Source organism: Microbacterium ginsengiterrae (assembly GCF_014205075.1).
Taxonomy (GTDB): Bacteria; Actinomycetota; Actinomycetes; order Actinomycetales; family Microbacteriaceae; genus Microbacterium; species Microbacterium ginsengiterrae.
In genome coordinates this window covers 2,548,947-2,563,384 of the sequence record NZ_JACHMU010000001.1, presented here as the reverse complement: position 1 = coordinate 2,563,384, position 14,438 = coordinate 2,548,947, and the positions used below count along the sequence as shown (strand labels likewise).

The following is a 14,438-nucleotide window of genomic DNA, read 5'->3' as shown; positions in this document are numbered from 1 at the left end:
GGCGAGACTAGACTTCCCAGTATTCTTGTCTGACAATTTTGGAGGATGTCGTGGCCACGGCTCTCGCGAACCCCCTCGACCCTGGCGTGCTCGGCGCAGCGACGACGATCTCCTCGCGATCGATCGATCGTTTCGCTCGGGCGCACGACGCCTCGCATTATCTGCTCATCCCCGATGCCGTTCTCGAGCCTCAGGATGCCGCCGGCGTCGCGGACGCCTTCTCCGCGGTACGCGCGGCCGGTCGCACCCTCACCTTCCGCTCCGGCGGGACGAGCCTCTCCGGGCAGGGAGTCAGTGGAGACATCCTCGTCGACACCCGCAGCCGCTTCCGCGGCATCCGCATCGAGGACGACGGGCGGCTCGTCCGAGTCGAGCCCGGCGCGACGGTCCGGCAGGTGAACACCCGCCTCGCCCGATATCGACGGAAGCTCGGGCCCGACCCCGCGAGCGAGATCGCCTGCACCGTGGGCGGCGTGATCGCGAACAACTCCAGCGGCATGGCCTGTGGTGTCGTCGAGAACTCCTACCGGACCGTCGACTCGCTGGTGCTCGTCCTCCCCAGCGGCACGATCCTCGACACCGGCGCCCCCGATGCGCGCGCCCAGCTGGAGAGGGAGGAGCCGGCGATCGCGACCGGTCTGCTCGCGCTCCGCGACCGGCTGCTCTCGTCTCCCGAGTCGGTGGCGTTCGTGCTGCAGCAGTTCTCCATGAAGAACACGATGGGGTACGGCATCAATGCCCTGGTCGACTTCGACGATCCGGTGAAGATCCTCGAGCATCTCGTCATCGGCTCCGAGGGCACCCTCGCGTTCGTGGCCGAGGCGCGCATGCGCACCGTGGAGGTGCGCCCGCAGATCGCCACCGGCCTGCTCGTGTTCGCCACACTCGCCGACGCGATGGCGGCCCTTCCCGGCCTCACCGGTCAGGGACTGGCGACGATCGAGCTGATGGATGCCGCCTCCCTCCGCGTCGCGCAGGGGCTCAGCGATGTGCCCGCATCGATCGCCGAGGTCGCGGTGGAGGGCCATGCCGCCCTCCTCGTCGAGGTGCACGCGTCGAGTGAGGACGAGCTCGCCACCGCAAGCGAAGCCGCCCTCGAGCACTTCCGCACGCTGCCCCTGGCCTCCCCTCCTGCCCTCACCACCGACGCTGCGCAGCGCGCCTCCCTGTGGCAGGTCCGGAAGGGGCTGTACACCGCCGTCGCGGGCGCGAGGCCCTCGGGGACTACCGCCCTGCTCGAGGACATCGTCGTCCCGGTCGATCGGCTGCTGGACACCTGCGAACGTCTGATCGAACTGTTCGACGAGCATGACTACGAGGATTCGGTGATCTTCGGCCACGCGAAGGACGGCAACGTCCACTTCCTGCTCAACGAGCGGTTCGACGACGAGGCGAGCATCGCACGCTACCGCCGCTTCACCGCCGACCTCGTCGACCTCGTGCTCGGTCACGGCGGATCGCTCAAGGCCGAGCACGGCACGGGGCGCATCATGGCGCCGTTCGTGCGCCGCCAGTACGGCGACTTCCTCACCGACATCATGTGGGACCTCAAGCGCCTCATCGACCCCTCCGGCATCCTCAATCCCGGCGTGGTCCTGTCCGAGGACGCGGAGTCGTACCTCAAGGACCTCAAGCGCGTCCCGACGGTCGAGGCCGAGGTCGATCGGTGCGTCGAATGCGGCTACTGCGAGCCGACCTGCCCCAGCAAGGACATCACGCTCACACCGCGGCAGCGCATCGTGTTGCGCCGCGACATGGCGTGGGCGGAGGAACAGGGAGACAAGGCCCTGCTGAACGAGCTCAGAGCCGACTACGACTACGAGGGCGTGCAGACCTGTGCGGTGGACGGGATGTGCGGCGTCGCATGCCCCGTCGACATCAACACCGGCGACCTCGTCCGGCGCCTGCGCGCCGAGGAGGCCTCGAAGGTGGAGGACGGACTGTGGGATGCCGCGGCGAAGGGATGGGGTGCGGTCACCCGCATCGGCGGCATGGCCCTGACGGTCGCCGATGCTCTGCCTGCTCCGCTCGTCACCGGGGTCACGAAGGTCGGCCGCGGTGTCCTCGGCGCGGACACGGTCCCGCTGTACGACGCCGGACTCCCCCGCGGCGGATCGCGCGCGCCCCGAGCCGATGCACCGGCCGACGCGCAGGCGGTGTTCTTCGGCGCCTGCATCGGGACGATGTTCGGTCCCGAGGGCGACGGGCATGGTTCGCGTGACTCGCTGCGCGCACTCCTCGATCGCGCGGGGATCCCCGTGGTCGTCCCCGATGACGCAGGCGGACTGTGCTGCGGCACACCATGGAAGTCCAAGGGGCACCTGTCCGGATACGACCGAATGACCCGTCGCGTGCTCGAGTCGCTCTGGACCGCGAGCCGCGAGGGCGAGATCCCCGTCGTATGCGATGCCGCCTCGTGCACGGAGGGCCTGCACGTGATGCTGTCGAAGTCCCTCGCGGAATACCCCGAGTATGCCGCGCTGCGCATCGAGGATGCCACGACCTACGTCGCCAGGGAGGTCCTCCCCCGCCTCTCCGTCGGCGAGAAGCTCCCCTCCATCGCCGTGCACCCCACGTGCTCGACCACGGCATTGGGTGCCACCGGCGCGCTCACCGCCATCGCGGGCGCCGTCGCCGATGACGTGTACGTGCCCGACGGCTGGGGCTGCTGCGCGTTCGCGGGCGACCGAGGAATGCTGCATCCGGAGCTCACCGAGAGCGCGACGGCCGTCGAGGCCGGCGAGGTGCGCGCCGCGGACGACGAGCGCGGCGGTTTCGACGCCTTCGTGTCGGCGAACCGCACGTGCGAGATCGGGATGACCCGCGCGACGGGCCGCCCCTATCGTCACGTCATCGAGGTGCTCGAGGAGCTCACGCGTCCGTGAGCGCCGCTGCCGCCGCCGCGACCGTATGCGGGTCGGTGATGTCGTAGCCCACGGCGCCGCCGCCCGGCCCGCTGGGCGCGGCGTCGTCGGACGCCGTCCGTGCCGACAGGTGGACGGCATGCACGCCGACGGCCGCGATCGCAGGGATGTCCTGCACGCGCACCCCGCCGCCCGCCATGATCTCGACCCGATCGGCCGAGCGCTCCACCAGTGACCGAAGCGTCGCCAACCCGTCGATGCTTCGGGCGGCACCGCCGGAGGTGAGTACGCGACGCACGCCGAGGGACGCGAGCACATCGATCACGTCCGCCGGTTCGCGGAGGGTGTCGATCGCACGGTGGAGCACGACGTCGGCGTCGCCGGCCGCGTCCGACCATCGCGACATCGCCTCGGTGTCGAGCGCACCGTCCGCGGTGAGGGCGCCGACGACGACCCCACCGACCCCGCGCGCGACGAGGTCACGGATGTCGGCCGTGACGACCGCGATCTCCTCCGCGTCGTACACGTATCCGCCCGGCCGCGGCCGTACGAGCACCGCGACGCGTTCTGCCGAGCCGGCGACATCCAGCGCCGCATCCACCGTCCCGGCTGACGGGGTGAGCCCTCCCGTCGTGCCAAGCGCCTGGCACAGTTCGATCCGGTCGGCCCCGTTCGTGAACGCCACTCGGGCGCCGGCGGGATCCTGGACGGCGATCTCGAGACGCATCATCGACTCTCCACGGTGAGGACGGCCACCGGTTCGGCGCGCAGGCCGGCGGGAATGACGGCCACCGTCGTCCCGTCCGCCCGCTCGGCGATGTCCGCCCTCTGCCCGTCCGCCCAGACGGCGGCGCGGCCGGCGAGCTCCGGCGGCAGGTCGATCTCTCCGACCGTCGGGTCGAAGGCGTGAACGTGCACCGCGGCACCGGAAGTCGTGTACCGGCGCGGTGCCCCCACGCGCTCCTCCGCGCGGATCCACGGACGCGTGCCGTAGACGGCATCGCCATTGCTCGACAACCATGCGCCCAGCTCCCGCATCGTCGCACGCTGCAGGTCGGGAATCCTCCCCTGGGCGTCGGGTCCCACGTTGATGAGCAGGTTGCCGTTCTTGGAGACGACGTCGACGAGCAGGCGGATGAGGTCGGGACCGGCGAGCGTGTGCCGCTCATCCTCGTCCTGGTTGTACCCGAAGGAGAACCCGAGCCCGCGAGTGGATTCCCACGGGACGTCGAGGATGTCCGGGACGTCGGTGTACTCACGGGTGAGGAAGCCGTGGAACGGCACCCCCCATCGATCGTTCACGACCCCACCGGGGACCGCGTCGAAGTATCGGGACAGGAGCGCGGCGACCCCGTACTCCTGCGCTCCCTTGCCACCATCGGGCCAGTCGATGTCGTTCCACAGCACATCGGGCGAGAACCTCGCGACGAGCTCCTCGAGTTGACGCGCGGAGTATCGCGCGAAAGCCTCATCGTTGCGGCGGTGCCGGAAGAGATCGGTGTCGGACTCGATCGGCGGGTGGTCGCCGACGTGCCAGTCGAGCGCTCCCGAGAAGTACACACCGAACCGTGCACCGGCGCGGCGCGTGGCGTCGTGGAACTCCGCGATGAGGTCGCGCCGGGGGCCGCGTGCGGCGGAGTTGAACGTCGTCGTCTCGGTGTCCCAAAGGCAGAAGCCCTCATGGTGCTTCGTCGTCGGGACGATGTACCTGGCACCGGCTCCGACCAGTTCGGCGACGAACGCGTCGGCATCGAAGGCCGACGCGTCCCACAACTCGGCGAGATCCTCGTAGGAGCGCCCTGGCCCGTAGAGCTCCTGGTGACGACGCCAGCTCGGACTGCCCTCGATGCGCACCGTGTTGCCGTACCACTCCGCGTACTGATGCCAGGCGTAGGCGTCCTCCGTCGGGACGCCGCCCTCCGGGTGGGCGACCGCCCAGGCGGGGACGGAGTAGAGTCCCCAATGCACGAAGAAGCCGAGCTTGGCGTCGCGGTACCAGTCCGGCACCACCGCATCAGGGTAGACGGGAGCGGCTGACCCGAAGTCCGGCCCGGTGCGGGTCTCGAAGTTCATCATGGTGCGATCTCCTCACCGCGGCGTCCGACCACTGCCTCCAGCGGCGGCCGACCTGTCGTTTCGAAGGGGTAGACCCCCTCCTGTAGATTGTGGTGCCCGAGGCGCAGCAGATCCTGATCCACGCCGCCCGGGGTGAGCGCGAGCGTCCAGTCGCCGGCGAGCTCGTACAGCTCCGGTTCGAGGTAGCCGATCTTCACCACGACGATGTCGGCGGATTCCGGGTCGAGGCCGAGCATGCGGAAATCGTCGAGGTGATGGAACGGCTTGCGCCGCTCGGTGATGATGGCGTGCACTCCGCCGACGGAGATGACCGCCTGCGTGCCGGCGACGGGATCGCCGTCGGTGATCGAGTAGACGGTGCCCGTGATGCGCACAGGGCCCGATGGCCCGTCGTCCACTCGCGCCCCCGCGGTGAGGGTCACCTCGGCTCCGACGCCCGCGCGCACGGCGTCGGCGACGGCATCCGGGTCGAAGATCGACGCGACCAGGGTCGTGTACGCGCCGCCGGTGAGGTCGTCCCGTTCGAGCAGGCGCGTGAGCGTCCATGTGACGTCGCCGGCACCGCCGGCTGTCGGGTTGTCGCCAGAATCGGAGATCAGGTACGGACGCGCGGCGCCCGCGGCGAGGGCCTTCTCCAAAGCACCGTCGAGAGTGGCCGTCGGGGCGACGAAGGCGAAATGCTCCCTCGCATCCCAGAACATCCGCGCGATGCGCTCGGCCTCGCGCGTGATCACGGCACGGTCGTCGCCGGTCACGACGGTGTACGCCTGGCACCGCGGCTCGTCCGCCCAGGCGTAGCCGATCCACACCGAGGCGTCCAGGACGCCGTCGAGCTCTTCGATCTCCGGCAGCTCCGCATAGATGCTCCGTGCGGGCTCCAGGCGCGTGCTCGTCTTCTCTCCCGGCAGCAGCACGGGGATGGGCACCCACGCCTGAAGGGGACGACGGCGCAGCGGATCCGATCCGTACTCGCCCCGAAGTCGCTCGAGCAGGTTGTGCACCGCTCGCTCCTTCGTGTTCAGCCAGTCCTCGTGAGGTGCCATCCGATAGCAGGTGAGCAGATCCACGGCGTCACGGAGCACCTCGGAGACATTACCGTGCAGATCCATCGACGTGGAGATCAGCGTGTCCGGACCGAGCGCCTCGCGTACTGCGCGAGCGAGGTCACCCTCGGCATCCGCCATCCCGATCACACTCATGGCGCCGTGGATGTCGAAGAAGAACCCGTCGAACGGTCCGTTCGCGCGGATGCCGTCGACGATCGCCGACTTCATCCGCTCGTACGTCGCCGGCGCCACGGCTCCTCCCGGTAGCGAACGCCCGTGCGTCAGCGGGATCCATTCCGCCGCCGACCCCAGCTCGGTCCCCTCGTCGAGGAACGGGTAATAGGCCCGCAGTTCCGCCCCGGTCCGGACAGTGAAGGCCTCGTCTCCCGACACGTGCGGAGAGAACGTGCTGGATTCGATCGAGATGCCGCCGATGCCGACGCGCGGACGGGCGATACCCCCTTCGGCGAGAGGGGCCAGTGGGCCCTTCCAGATCAGATGCGCGTCAGGACGGGCGTTCACGCGGTCTCTCCTTCGAGGACGAGGGGCGGTACGGGGGTGACGGTTTCGAGGAACGTGCGACGCGCCGCGGCCGCGGCACCCAACGCGACGGCATCCGTTCCGAGCTTTGCGGGTTCGATGATGAGCGGGACGCCGGAGACCGGCGAATCGGTGAGGAGAGTCGCCTCGATGGCCGCTGACAACAGGTCCCAGGCGTGGATCACTCCCCCGCCGACGACGACGCGATCGAGGTCGAGGATGCCGGCCGCGCTCGCGCAGGCGAGCGCGAGCGCGCGCCCTGCGTCGGAATAGACGTCCGTGGCGATGCGGTCGCCCGCTCGCGCACGGTCGGCGACCTCGCGGGCGGACAGGCCGGCGACTCCCGAACGCTCCGCGTAGCGCAGCCCGATCGATGTCCCGGAGGCGAGCGTCTCGAGATGGCCGATCTGCCCGCACGTGCAGCGCAGATCGCTGTAGCCGGGGGTGTGGCCGATCTCACCGGCCGAGCCGTGACCGCCGTGCCGCAGTCGACCGTCGAGGACGATCGCACCACCGACGCCGGTGCCGAGCATGACGCCGAGGACGTCGGCACCGTCGGTGTCACCGTGATGGATCTCTCCGAGCAGGAATGCGTTGACGTCGTTCTCCACACGGACGGGTGCACCGATGCGTTCGGCGAGCTCGTCGGCCAGCGGGAAGCCCGCCCAGTCGACGAACATCTCGGACGCCGCGCGGATCGTGCCGGTCTCATGGTCGACGACACCGGCGGCACCGACGCCCGCAGCGACGATGGAGCGGCCTGTCTGGGCGGACAGGCGCTCGGCGAGCGAGGCGGCCGCCGAGGCCATCGCGCGCCCGCCCTCGGCGGCGGGAGCCGGCACCACGCCTCGGGCGAGGACCGTGCCTTCGTCGTCGATGAGCAGTGCGGCGATCTTCGTGCCGCCGATGTCGACGCCGAGCACGGCCTTGTCGGTCGGGAGGGAAATGGACATGGTGGTCCCCTGGTTCTCGGTCATGTGGGATCAGCGCCCGCCGAGGCCGGCCATGGCGATGCCCTTGACCAGATGCTTCTGCAACGCGATGATCAGGACCGTCGTCGGCACCATGGAGATGATCGCTGCCGCCATCTGCAGATCCCATCGCGTTCCGGTGAGTCCGGAGAAGCTCGCAAGGCCGACCGGCAGCGTCCCGAGGGTGTTGTAGTCGACGGTGACGATGAGCGGCCACAGGTAGCTGTTCCAGAACGACAGGAAGCTGAAGACCGTGAGCACCGCGATCGACGACTTCGCGAGCGGGATGATGATCTGCAGGAAGGTGCGGATGGGGCCGGCGCCGTCGATCCGCGCGGCCTCCTCGAGTTCATACGGGATGCCGCGGAAGAACTGGCGCATGAGGAATGTGCCGAACGCGCCGAAGGCGAAGGGCAGCACGAGCGCCTGATACGTGTTCACCCAGTCGAACCACTGCATCACCTGGAACATCGGGATCACGAGGACCTCGGCCGGGACCATCATGGTCGCGAGGAACAGGATGAACACCGTGTCGCGGCCCTTCCAGCGAAGACGGCCGAACGCGTACCCCGCCATCGTCGACACGATGATGGTGACGGCCGTGCCGAGGACGGCCACGAGGAACGAGTTGCCGATGTAGGTGAGGAAGGGTCCGTAGTTGAAGACCTCGATGAAGTTGCTCCACCGGATCTCGGACCCCACCAGGGTCGGCGGCATGGAGAACATCTCGGAGTTGGGCTTCAACGCCGAGAAGAAGGCGTAGACGATCGGTGAGACGAAGATGAGGGCTGCGACGTAGATCGCGACGTGCGCCATCACGAGCCGCGCCTTCTGGGCCGGCGTGCTCGACCGCCCGGTCCTGGTCGCGGGTGATGCTTCGGCCGACCGGGTCGCGGCCGGCACGGAACGGGTGAGGGTCTCAGTGCTCATAGTGCACCCACTTCTTCTGGGCGGCGAACTGGATGCCGGTGATGACGATGATGATCGCGAACAGGATCCATGCGGCCGCGGCGGCGAGACCGAGATCACCGAAGGTGAAGCCCTGTTCCCAGATGTACATGACGAGGGGCTTGGTGGCGTTGCCAGGGCCACCGCCGGTGAGCAGCTGCGGCTGTGCGAACACCTGCAGCGCGCTGATCATGGTCATGACCGCGGCGAAGAAGATCGAGGGAGAGATCATCGGGATGAGGATGCTCCAGATGCGGCGCAGCCCTGTGGCGCCATCGATGGCCGCCGCCTCGAGGACGCTCTCGGGGAGCTGCTCGAGAGCAGCCGAGAAGATGAGCATGTTGTAACCGAGCCCCTGCCAGACGCTCATGACGACGACCATGATCATCGCCCACTGCGGGTCGGCGAGGAAGTTGGGCAGCTCGATCCCGAAGACACTCGTCGACACGCCGTTGACGAGACCCTGCGGCTGCAGGATCATCTTCCACACCAGCACGTTGGCGACCATCGGGGTGACCACGGGGATGAAGAAGAGCACGCGCAGCGCGCCTCGACCGCGGATGCGCGGACCGAGCCCGATCGCCAGGGCGAGGGAGAGCACGATGTTCAGCGGCACGTACAACAGGGTGAAGATCGCCGAGTTGCGCAGGGCGGGCCAGAAGTCCGGACTCGCCGTGAAGAGCTTCACGTAGTTGTCCACTCCGTTGAAGGTCCGCTCGCCGAAGGCCGGCCAATCGAAGACGCTCATCACGATCGAAAGCCCCACGGGCACGATCGTGAACAGGGCGAGCCCCACCAGGGCCGGGGATGCGAACCCCAGGGCCTGGCGGGACTCCACCTTGGCGAGCGAGTTCCGACGTCGTGTCGTGCTCGTCATCGTGTTTCTTCCTACTTGCAGGGAGTCGGGTGGGATGTGACCCGGCTCAGTTGCCGAACTGGGACTGCGCGTCGCTGAGGAGCTGCCCCATCGGCAGGTCGCCGTTGTAGACGCTGACGAGGTTCGGGGTGATGTAGCTCTCGAGCTTGGCCCAGTTGTTCGTCATGTACAGCGGGACGGTGTTCTCGAAGGCGGCCTCGAAGACCGTCTGGACCTGGTCGCGGTACTCCTCGTCGAGCGACTCGAAGTAGAGCGGCTGCGATGCGGTGCGCGCCGGGTAGGAGCGACCGGACGAGGCGATGTAGTCCTGCGCGTCCGCGCCGAGGAGCGAGCCCATGACCTTCAGAGCGGCCTCCGGGTTCTCGCAGTCCTTCGCGATGCCGTAGCCGGACCCGAGGACGGGGCTGCTGCTGCCCTTCGCGCCGGCAGGCAGCGGAGCCATCCCCGCGGTGAAGCCGGAGTCGTTGTTCAGGTAGCTGACCGCGTTCCAGGTGCCGTCGACGGCCATTGCGGCGTTTCCACCGGCGTACTGGTTCTCTCCCCAGCCGAGGTCGGACGCGGACGCGACGGGCGCGGCGACCTTCTTCTCGGTGGCCAGGCTCGCGTACCACTCGGCGGCGGCGGCGAAGTCGGGGTCATCGATCTCGAGGACGCCCGCCTCGGTGGCCGCCTGCTTGCCGGACATCGACATGGGCATCGACAGCCACTGGTAGCCGCCCATCGCCACGGCGAAGCCGTGCTTGCCGTCCGTGGTCGCGTCAGCGGCGATCTGCTCGAACTCGTCGAACGTCCAGCCGATCTCCGGCGTGGCTGCGCCGGCGGCGTCGAGCATGTCCTGGTTGTAGAACATCAGCATGGCGGAGACGTCGAAGGGCATGCCGTAGAGCGTGCCCTCGAAGCTGAGGATGCCGTCGGATCCCGGGGTGAAGTCCGCCTTGTCGATCCCGGCGGTCTTCAGATCGTCATCGGTGAGGGCGCGGAACCCTTCGGTGTAGCCGCCGAGCTGAGCGCCGCTCATCCCGGTGACGCACGCCATGTTGCCCGAGGCCATGTTCGTCGTCAGCTTGGTGAAGTAGTCGCTCCACGGGGCCGTCTGCAGTTTGATCTCGATGTCAGGGTTCTGCTCCTGCGCGAAGGCGATCTGGGCCTCCAGCGCCTCCGTGTCGCTCTCGCTGCCCGCCCACATGTCGACGACGATCGTCGTCGCGCCGTCGGCGTCGCCCGCGTTCCCTGCATCGCTGGCGCAACCGGTGAGCACCACGGCGACGCCGGTGGCTGCCGCCATCGCGCCTACACGCATCTTCTTCATCGAATGGACTCCTTGCTGCTGTGATCGCGAGTTAATTCGTGAATCGAACTAACTTCGTAGTGTGTCGTACGAAGATACGCTGTCACAATCAGCGAGATCAGCGCAAGCCGGACATCGGATGTTTACAGAGCCGAAACACGGATCACGGGTCGTCGACCGCTACGCTGACCACACCAGGACAGGAAGAAGCCACCCGAAGCCATGGAGACCACCAACGCCCGTGCGACAGACGACGCGCTCGCGCGCACGATCCTCGACCTGGTCGCGCGCGGCTCCGCCCGTTCCCGGAGCGAACTCGCCGAACGCCTCGGTCTCGCACCCTCCACGGTCGGCCTGCGCGTGCAGACCCTGCTCGATGCGGGAGTGCTCGAGGAGGCCGGAGACGGTGCATCGCGGGGCGGACGACGTCCCCGCGTCCTGCGCGTGCCGATCGATGCCGGCGTCGTGCTCACGGTGGATCTCGGCGGACATCACGCCCTCGTCGGCGCGCACAGCCTGAGCGGGGCACTTCTGCGCTCCGCGTCGCTCACCGTCGACCTCAACGAGGGGCCGTCGGCGACGCTGGAGCGGATCAGCGGAGCGTTCGACGACATCCTGGGCGGCGACACGATCAGGGCGATCGGCGTGAGCCTGCCCGGACCGGTCGACATCGTCACCGGCACGGTGGATCAGCCGTCACGGATGCCGGGGTGGCCCGGATTCCGTGTCGGCGAGCACCTCGAGGCCCGGTACGGCGTCAGCGTCGCTGTCGACAACGACGCGAATCTCGCCGCCCTCGGCGAGCACCGGGCGCAGTTCGGCGACCGCAGGCACAGCATCACCGTCAAGGCGGGGACGGCGATCGGCAGCGGGATCATCGTCGACGGCCGTGTGCACCACGGCGCGACCGGTTTCGCCGGAGACATCACGCACACGAGGATCGACGGCAGCGGCGACATCCCGTGCTCCTGCGGGAACACGGGATGCCTGGAGACGGTCGCCAGTGGAGCGAGTCTGGTGCGACTGATGCACGAACGGGGCCGGTCCGAAGTCGCCTCCACGATGGACGTGCTGGCCCTCGCCAGGGACGCGGAGCCCGAGGCGACGACACTCGTCCGTACCGCGGGCACCCACCTCGGCCAGGCCCTGTCAGGGGTGGTGAACTTCTTCAATCCGGACGCCGTCTTCCTCACCGGAAGCATGAGCGCATCGGAGCCGTTCATCGCCGCGGTGCGCAGCCGGGTGTACGAGGCGTGCCACCCGCTCGCGACGCAGCGGCTGCGGATCGAGGCGGCCGTCACCGGTACGGACGCCATCCTCCACGGTGCGGCGCGGATGGCGCTGGACGAGCTGGATCTGCCGGTGCCCGCGGCCTGAGACCGCGGGCACGGCGTCTCACTCGTCGAGGAGCGTGAGCTCGATGACCGGGATGAGCACGTCCGGCCGTCGCACGGGCAGATGCACCGTGAGAGTGCCCTCGGCCTCCCCCGCCGGTGTCATGAGATCCGCCTGCTGATCCGGGTCGGTGACAGAGGTCTCGAGCCACGAGCCGTCGTTCAGCAGTCGCGCGAACGACACGCGACCCGCCAGCTCCGGGAGGTGCACGAAACCCATCGGCCAGGAGAAGAGGTGCAGATACAGCCGATTCCCGCGACGCGTGTAGACGCCCTCGCGCGGGGGCGTGAGAGCGGCGTGGCCCGCTCCGACGATCGCATCGCGGTGCAGGGCCATCCACTGGCCGATCTCGTCCAGCACGTCCTCATCGCGTGGCGCGAGCGCACCCCGCCCGTCCGGACCGACGTTGAGGAGCATGTTGCCGTCCATCGACACGGAGTCGGCGAGCATCTGGACGAGAAGGGTGGCGGACTTCTGATCCGTGTTGTCGCGGTGATACCCCCACGATCCGTTCAGCGTCTGGCACGCCTCCCAGACCACCGGCACACCATCCTTGATGATCGGAGCCGTCGGCTGGTACTGCTCGGGCGTCACGAAATCGGCGGGGATGCCGAGCCGATCGTTGACGAGCATCGCGGGCTGCAGTTCCCGGCACATCGCCAGCAGCGCCTCGGCATCCCAATCCTCCGGACCCTTGCCCTCCCAGCCGTCCTTGGCCTGGGGATAGGTGAAGTCGAAGAACAGGTAGTCGATGTCGCCGTACGACGTGAGCAGTTCACGGACCTGTCCGTGCAGGTACTCCCGGTAGCGGGACATGTCGCGTCCATCGTTGAGCGCGTGCGCGTTCTCGTCGTCGCGGCGCGGGTGGTTCCAATCCACCGTGAAGTCCGGGTGATGCCAGTCGATCACCGAGTGGTAGAAGCCGACCTTCAGCCCCTCCTCCCTCAGAGCATCGACGTATTCGCGTACGAGATCGCGACCGCACGCGGTGACGGAGGTGAAATCGGTCAGCGCCGAGTCCCACAGGGCGAACCCCTCATGGTGCTTGGTGGTGAGGACGACGTAGCCCATACCGGTGTCCTTCGCTCGTCGCGCGAGGGCGCGAGCGTCGAACCGGTCGGGATCGAAGTGATCGAAATACGGACGGTAGTCCTCGTCCGTGAGCCGTTCGTAATTCTGGACCCACTCGTGACGTGCTGCCGCGCTGTAGAGACCGAAATGCACGAACATTCCGAATCGAGCCTCGTCGAACCACTTCTGACGCATCATCGCCTTTCGTTTGCTGTCCTTCCATCCTGGCATAGACATCGGATGTCTCGGAGCGCTGAGGCGACCGCAAAGAAAGAACGGGCACCCCCGAAGGGGCGCCCGTTCTTTCGACGATGAAACGAAGTCAGCGCGCGGCGCTGCCGTCGATGTAGTCCTCGTCCTGCTGCTTCCATGCGAACAGCGACCGCAGCTCCTTGCCGGTCGTCTCGATCGGGTGCTGCTCCTCCTTGGCGCGGAGCTCGAGGAACTCCTTGCCGCCGTTGTCCTGGTCCTCGATGAAGCGGGTCGCGAAGGCACCGGACTGGATGTCGGCGAGAACGCTCTTCATGTTCTCCTTGACGCGCTCGTCGATCACGCGCGGGCCCGACACGTAGTCACCGAACTCTGCGGTGTCGGAGATCGACCAGCGCTGCTTGGCGATGCCGCCCTCCCACATGAGGTCGACGATGAGCTTGAGCTCGTGCAGGACCTCGAAGTAGGCGATCTGCGGCTGGTAGCCCGCCTCGGTGAGCGTCTCGAAACCGGCCTGGACGAGGTGGCTCATGCCACCGCAGAGCACGGCCTGCTCGCCGAACAGGTCGGTCTCGGTCTCTTCGGTGAACGTCGTCTTGATGACGCCGGCGCGGGTGCCGCCGATCGCCTTGGCGTACGAGAGGGCGAGAGCCCAGGCCTGGCCCGAGGCGTCCTTCTCGACGGCGATGATGTCCGGGATGCCACGGCCGGCGACGAACTCGCGACGCACGGTGTGACCCGGCGCCTTCGGAGCGACGAGGATGACGTCGACGCCCTCGGGGGCGTCGATGTAGCCGAAGCGGATGTTGAACCCGTGCGCGAAGGCGAGGGTCTTGCCCGCGGTGAGGTTCGGCGCGATCGACTCGGAGTAGATGGTGCGCTGGTGCTGGTCCGGCGCGAGGATCATGATGACGTCGGCCCAGGCGGTGGCGTCGGCGACGGACTTGACCGGGAAGCCGGCCTCCTCGGCCTTGGCTGCCGACTTCGAGCCGTCCTTGAGCGCGATGGCAACCTCGACGCCCGAGTCGCGCAGGTTCTGCGCGTGCGCGTGCCCCTGCGAGCCGTAGCCCACGATGGCAACCTTCTTGCCCTGGATGAGCGACAGGTCGGCGTCGTCGTCGTAGAAGATCTCAGTACTCACGTTGTGTTTCT

11 protein-coding genes are annotated in these 14,438 nt (G+C 68.1%); 2 read left to right on the top strand and 9 right to left on the bottom strand.

Annotation, left to right across the window (positions count from 1 at the left end):
• The first annotated feature begins 50 nt into the window (after positions 1 to 50).
• Positions 51 to 2,885, top strand: a complete 2,835-nt coding sequence (locus HD600_RS12405; RefSeq protein WP_184283984.1) for an FAD-linked oxidase C-terminal domain-containing protein — start codon at positions 51 to 53, stop codon at positions 2,883 to 2,885.
• Here HD600_RS12405 and HD600_RS12400 read toward each other — a convergent pair.
• Genes HD600_RS12400 through HD600_RS12370 form a run of 7 tightly spaced genes read right to left on the bottom strand, consistent with a single transcriptional unit; the run spans position 2,872 to position 10,631 of the window.
• Positions 2,872 to 3,594 (bottom strand): copper homeostasis protein CutC, encoded by a 723-nt coding sequence (locus HD600_RS12400; RefSeq protein ID WP_184283982.1) that lies wholly within the window; start codon positions 3,592 to 3,594, stop codon positions 2,872 to 2,874. The two genes, HD600_RS12405 and HD600_RS12400, sit on opposite strands and share 14 nt — an antisense overlap.
• On the bottom strand, positions 3,591 to 4,940 hold the full coding sequence (locus HD600_RS12395; RefSeq protein WP_184283980.1) for an alpha-L-fucosidase: 1,350 nt from the start codon (positions 4,938 to 4,940) through the stop codon (positions 3,591 to 3,593). The genes HD600_RS12400 and HD600_RS12395 overlap by 4 nt, the downstream gene beginning before the upstream one ends.
• Positions 4,937 to 6,508, bottom strand: a complete 1,572-nt coding sequence (locus HD600_RS12390; protein ID WP_184283979.1) for a M81 family metallopeptidase — start codon at positions 6,506 to 6,508, stop codon at positions 4,937 to 4,939. The genes HD600_RS12395 and HD600_RS12390 overlap by 4 nt, the downstream gene beginning before the upstream one ends.
• Positions 6,505 to 7,479 carry an ROK family protein gene (locus tag HD600_RS12385; RefSeq protein WP_241731676.1) on the bottom strand — a complete coding sequence of 325 codons (975 nt, stop codon included), beginning with the start codon at positions 7,477 to 7,479 and terminating at the stop codon, positions 6,505 to 6,507. Before HD600_RS12385 ends, HD600_RS12390 begins: the two co-directional genes overlap by 4 nt.
• A 30-nt stretch (positions 7,480 to 7,509) precedes the next feature.
• Positions 7,510 to 8,427, bottom strand: coding sequence for a carbohydrate ABC transporter permease (locus HD600_RS12380; RefSeq protein WP_184283975.1), 918 nt, complete (start codon positions 8,425 to 8,427; stop codon positions 7,510 to 7,512).
• On the bottom strand, positions 8,417 to 9,322 hold the full coding sequence (locus HD600_RS12375; RefSeq protein ID WP_184283973.1) for a carbohydrate ABC transporter permease: 906 nt from the start codon (positions 9,320 to 9,322) through the stop codon (positions 8,417 to 8,419). Before HD600_RS12375 ends, HD600_RS12380 begins: the two co-directional genes overlap by 11 nt.
• A gap of 46 nt (positions 9,323 to 9,368) precedes the next feature.
• Positions 9,369 to 10,631: an ABC transporter substrate-binding protein gene (locus HD600_RS12370; protein WP_241731675.1), complete on the bottom strand. Its 1,263-nt coding sequence runs from the start codon at positions 10,629 to 10,631 to the stop codon at positions 9,369 to 9,371.
• A gap of 201 nt (positions 10,632 to 10,832) precedes the next feature.
• Between HD600_RS12370 and HD600_RS12365 the strand changes: the two genes are divergently transcribed.
• Positions 10,833 to 11,987, top strand: coding sequence for an ROK family transcriptional regulator (locus HD600_RS12365; protein WP_184283971.1), 1,155 nt, complete (start codon positions 10,833 to 10,835; stop codon positions 11,985 to 11,987).
• A gap of 18 nt (positions 11,988 to 12,005) precedes the next feature.
• Here HD600_RS12365 and HD600_RS12360 read toward each other — a convergent pair whose 3' ends face one another.
• Positions 12,006 to 13,313: an alpha-L-fucosidase gene (locus HD600_RS12360; RefSeq protein ID WP_184283969.1), complete on the bottom strand. Its 1,308-nt coding sequence runs from the start codon at positions 13,311 to 13,313 to the stop codon at positions 12,006 to 12,008.
• 85 nt (positions 13,314 to 13,398) lie between these two features.
• Positions 13,399 to 14,427: a ketol-acid reductoisomerase gene (ilvC, locus tag HD600_RS12355; RefSeq protein ID WP_184283967.1), complete on the bottom strand. Its 1,029-nt coding sequence runs from the start codon at positions 14,425 to 14,427 to the stop codon at positions 13,399 to 13,401.
• Positions 14,428 to 14,438: the final 11 nt, after the last annotated feature.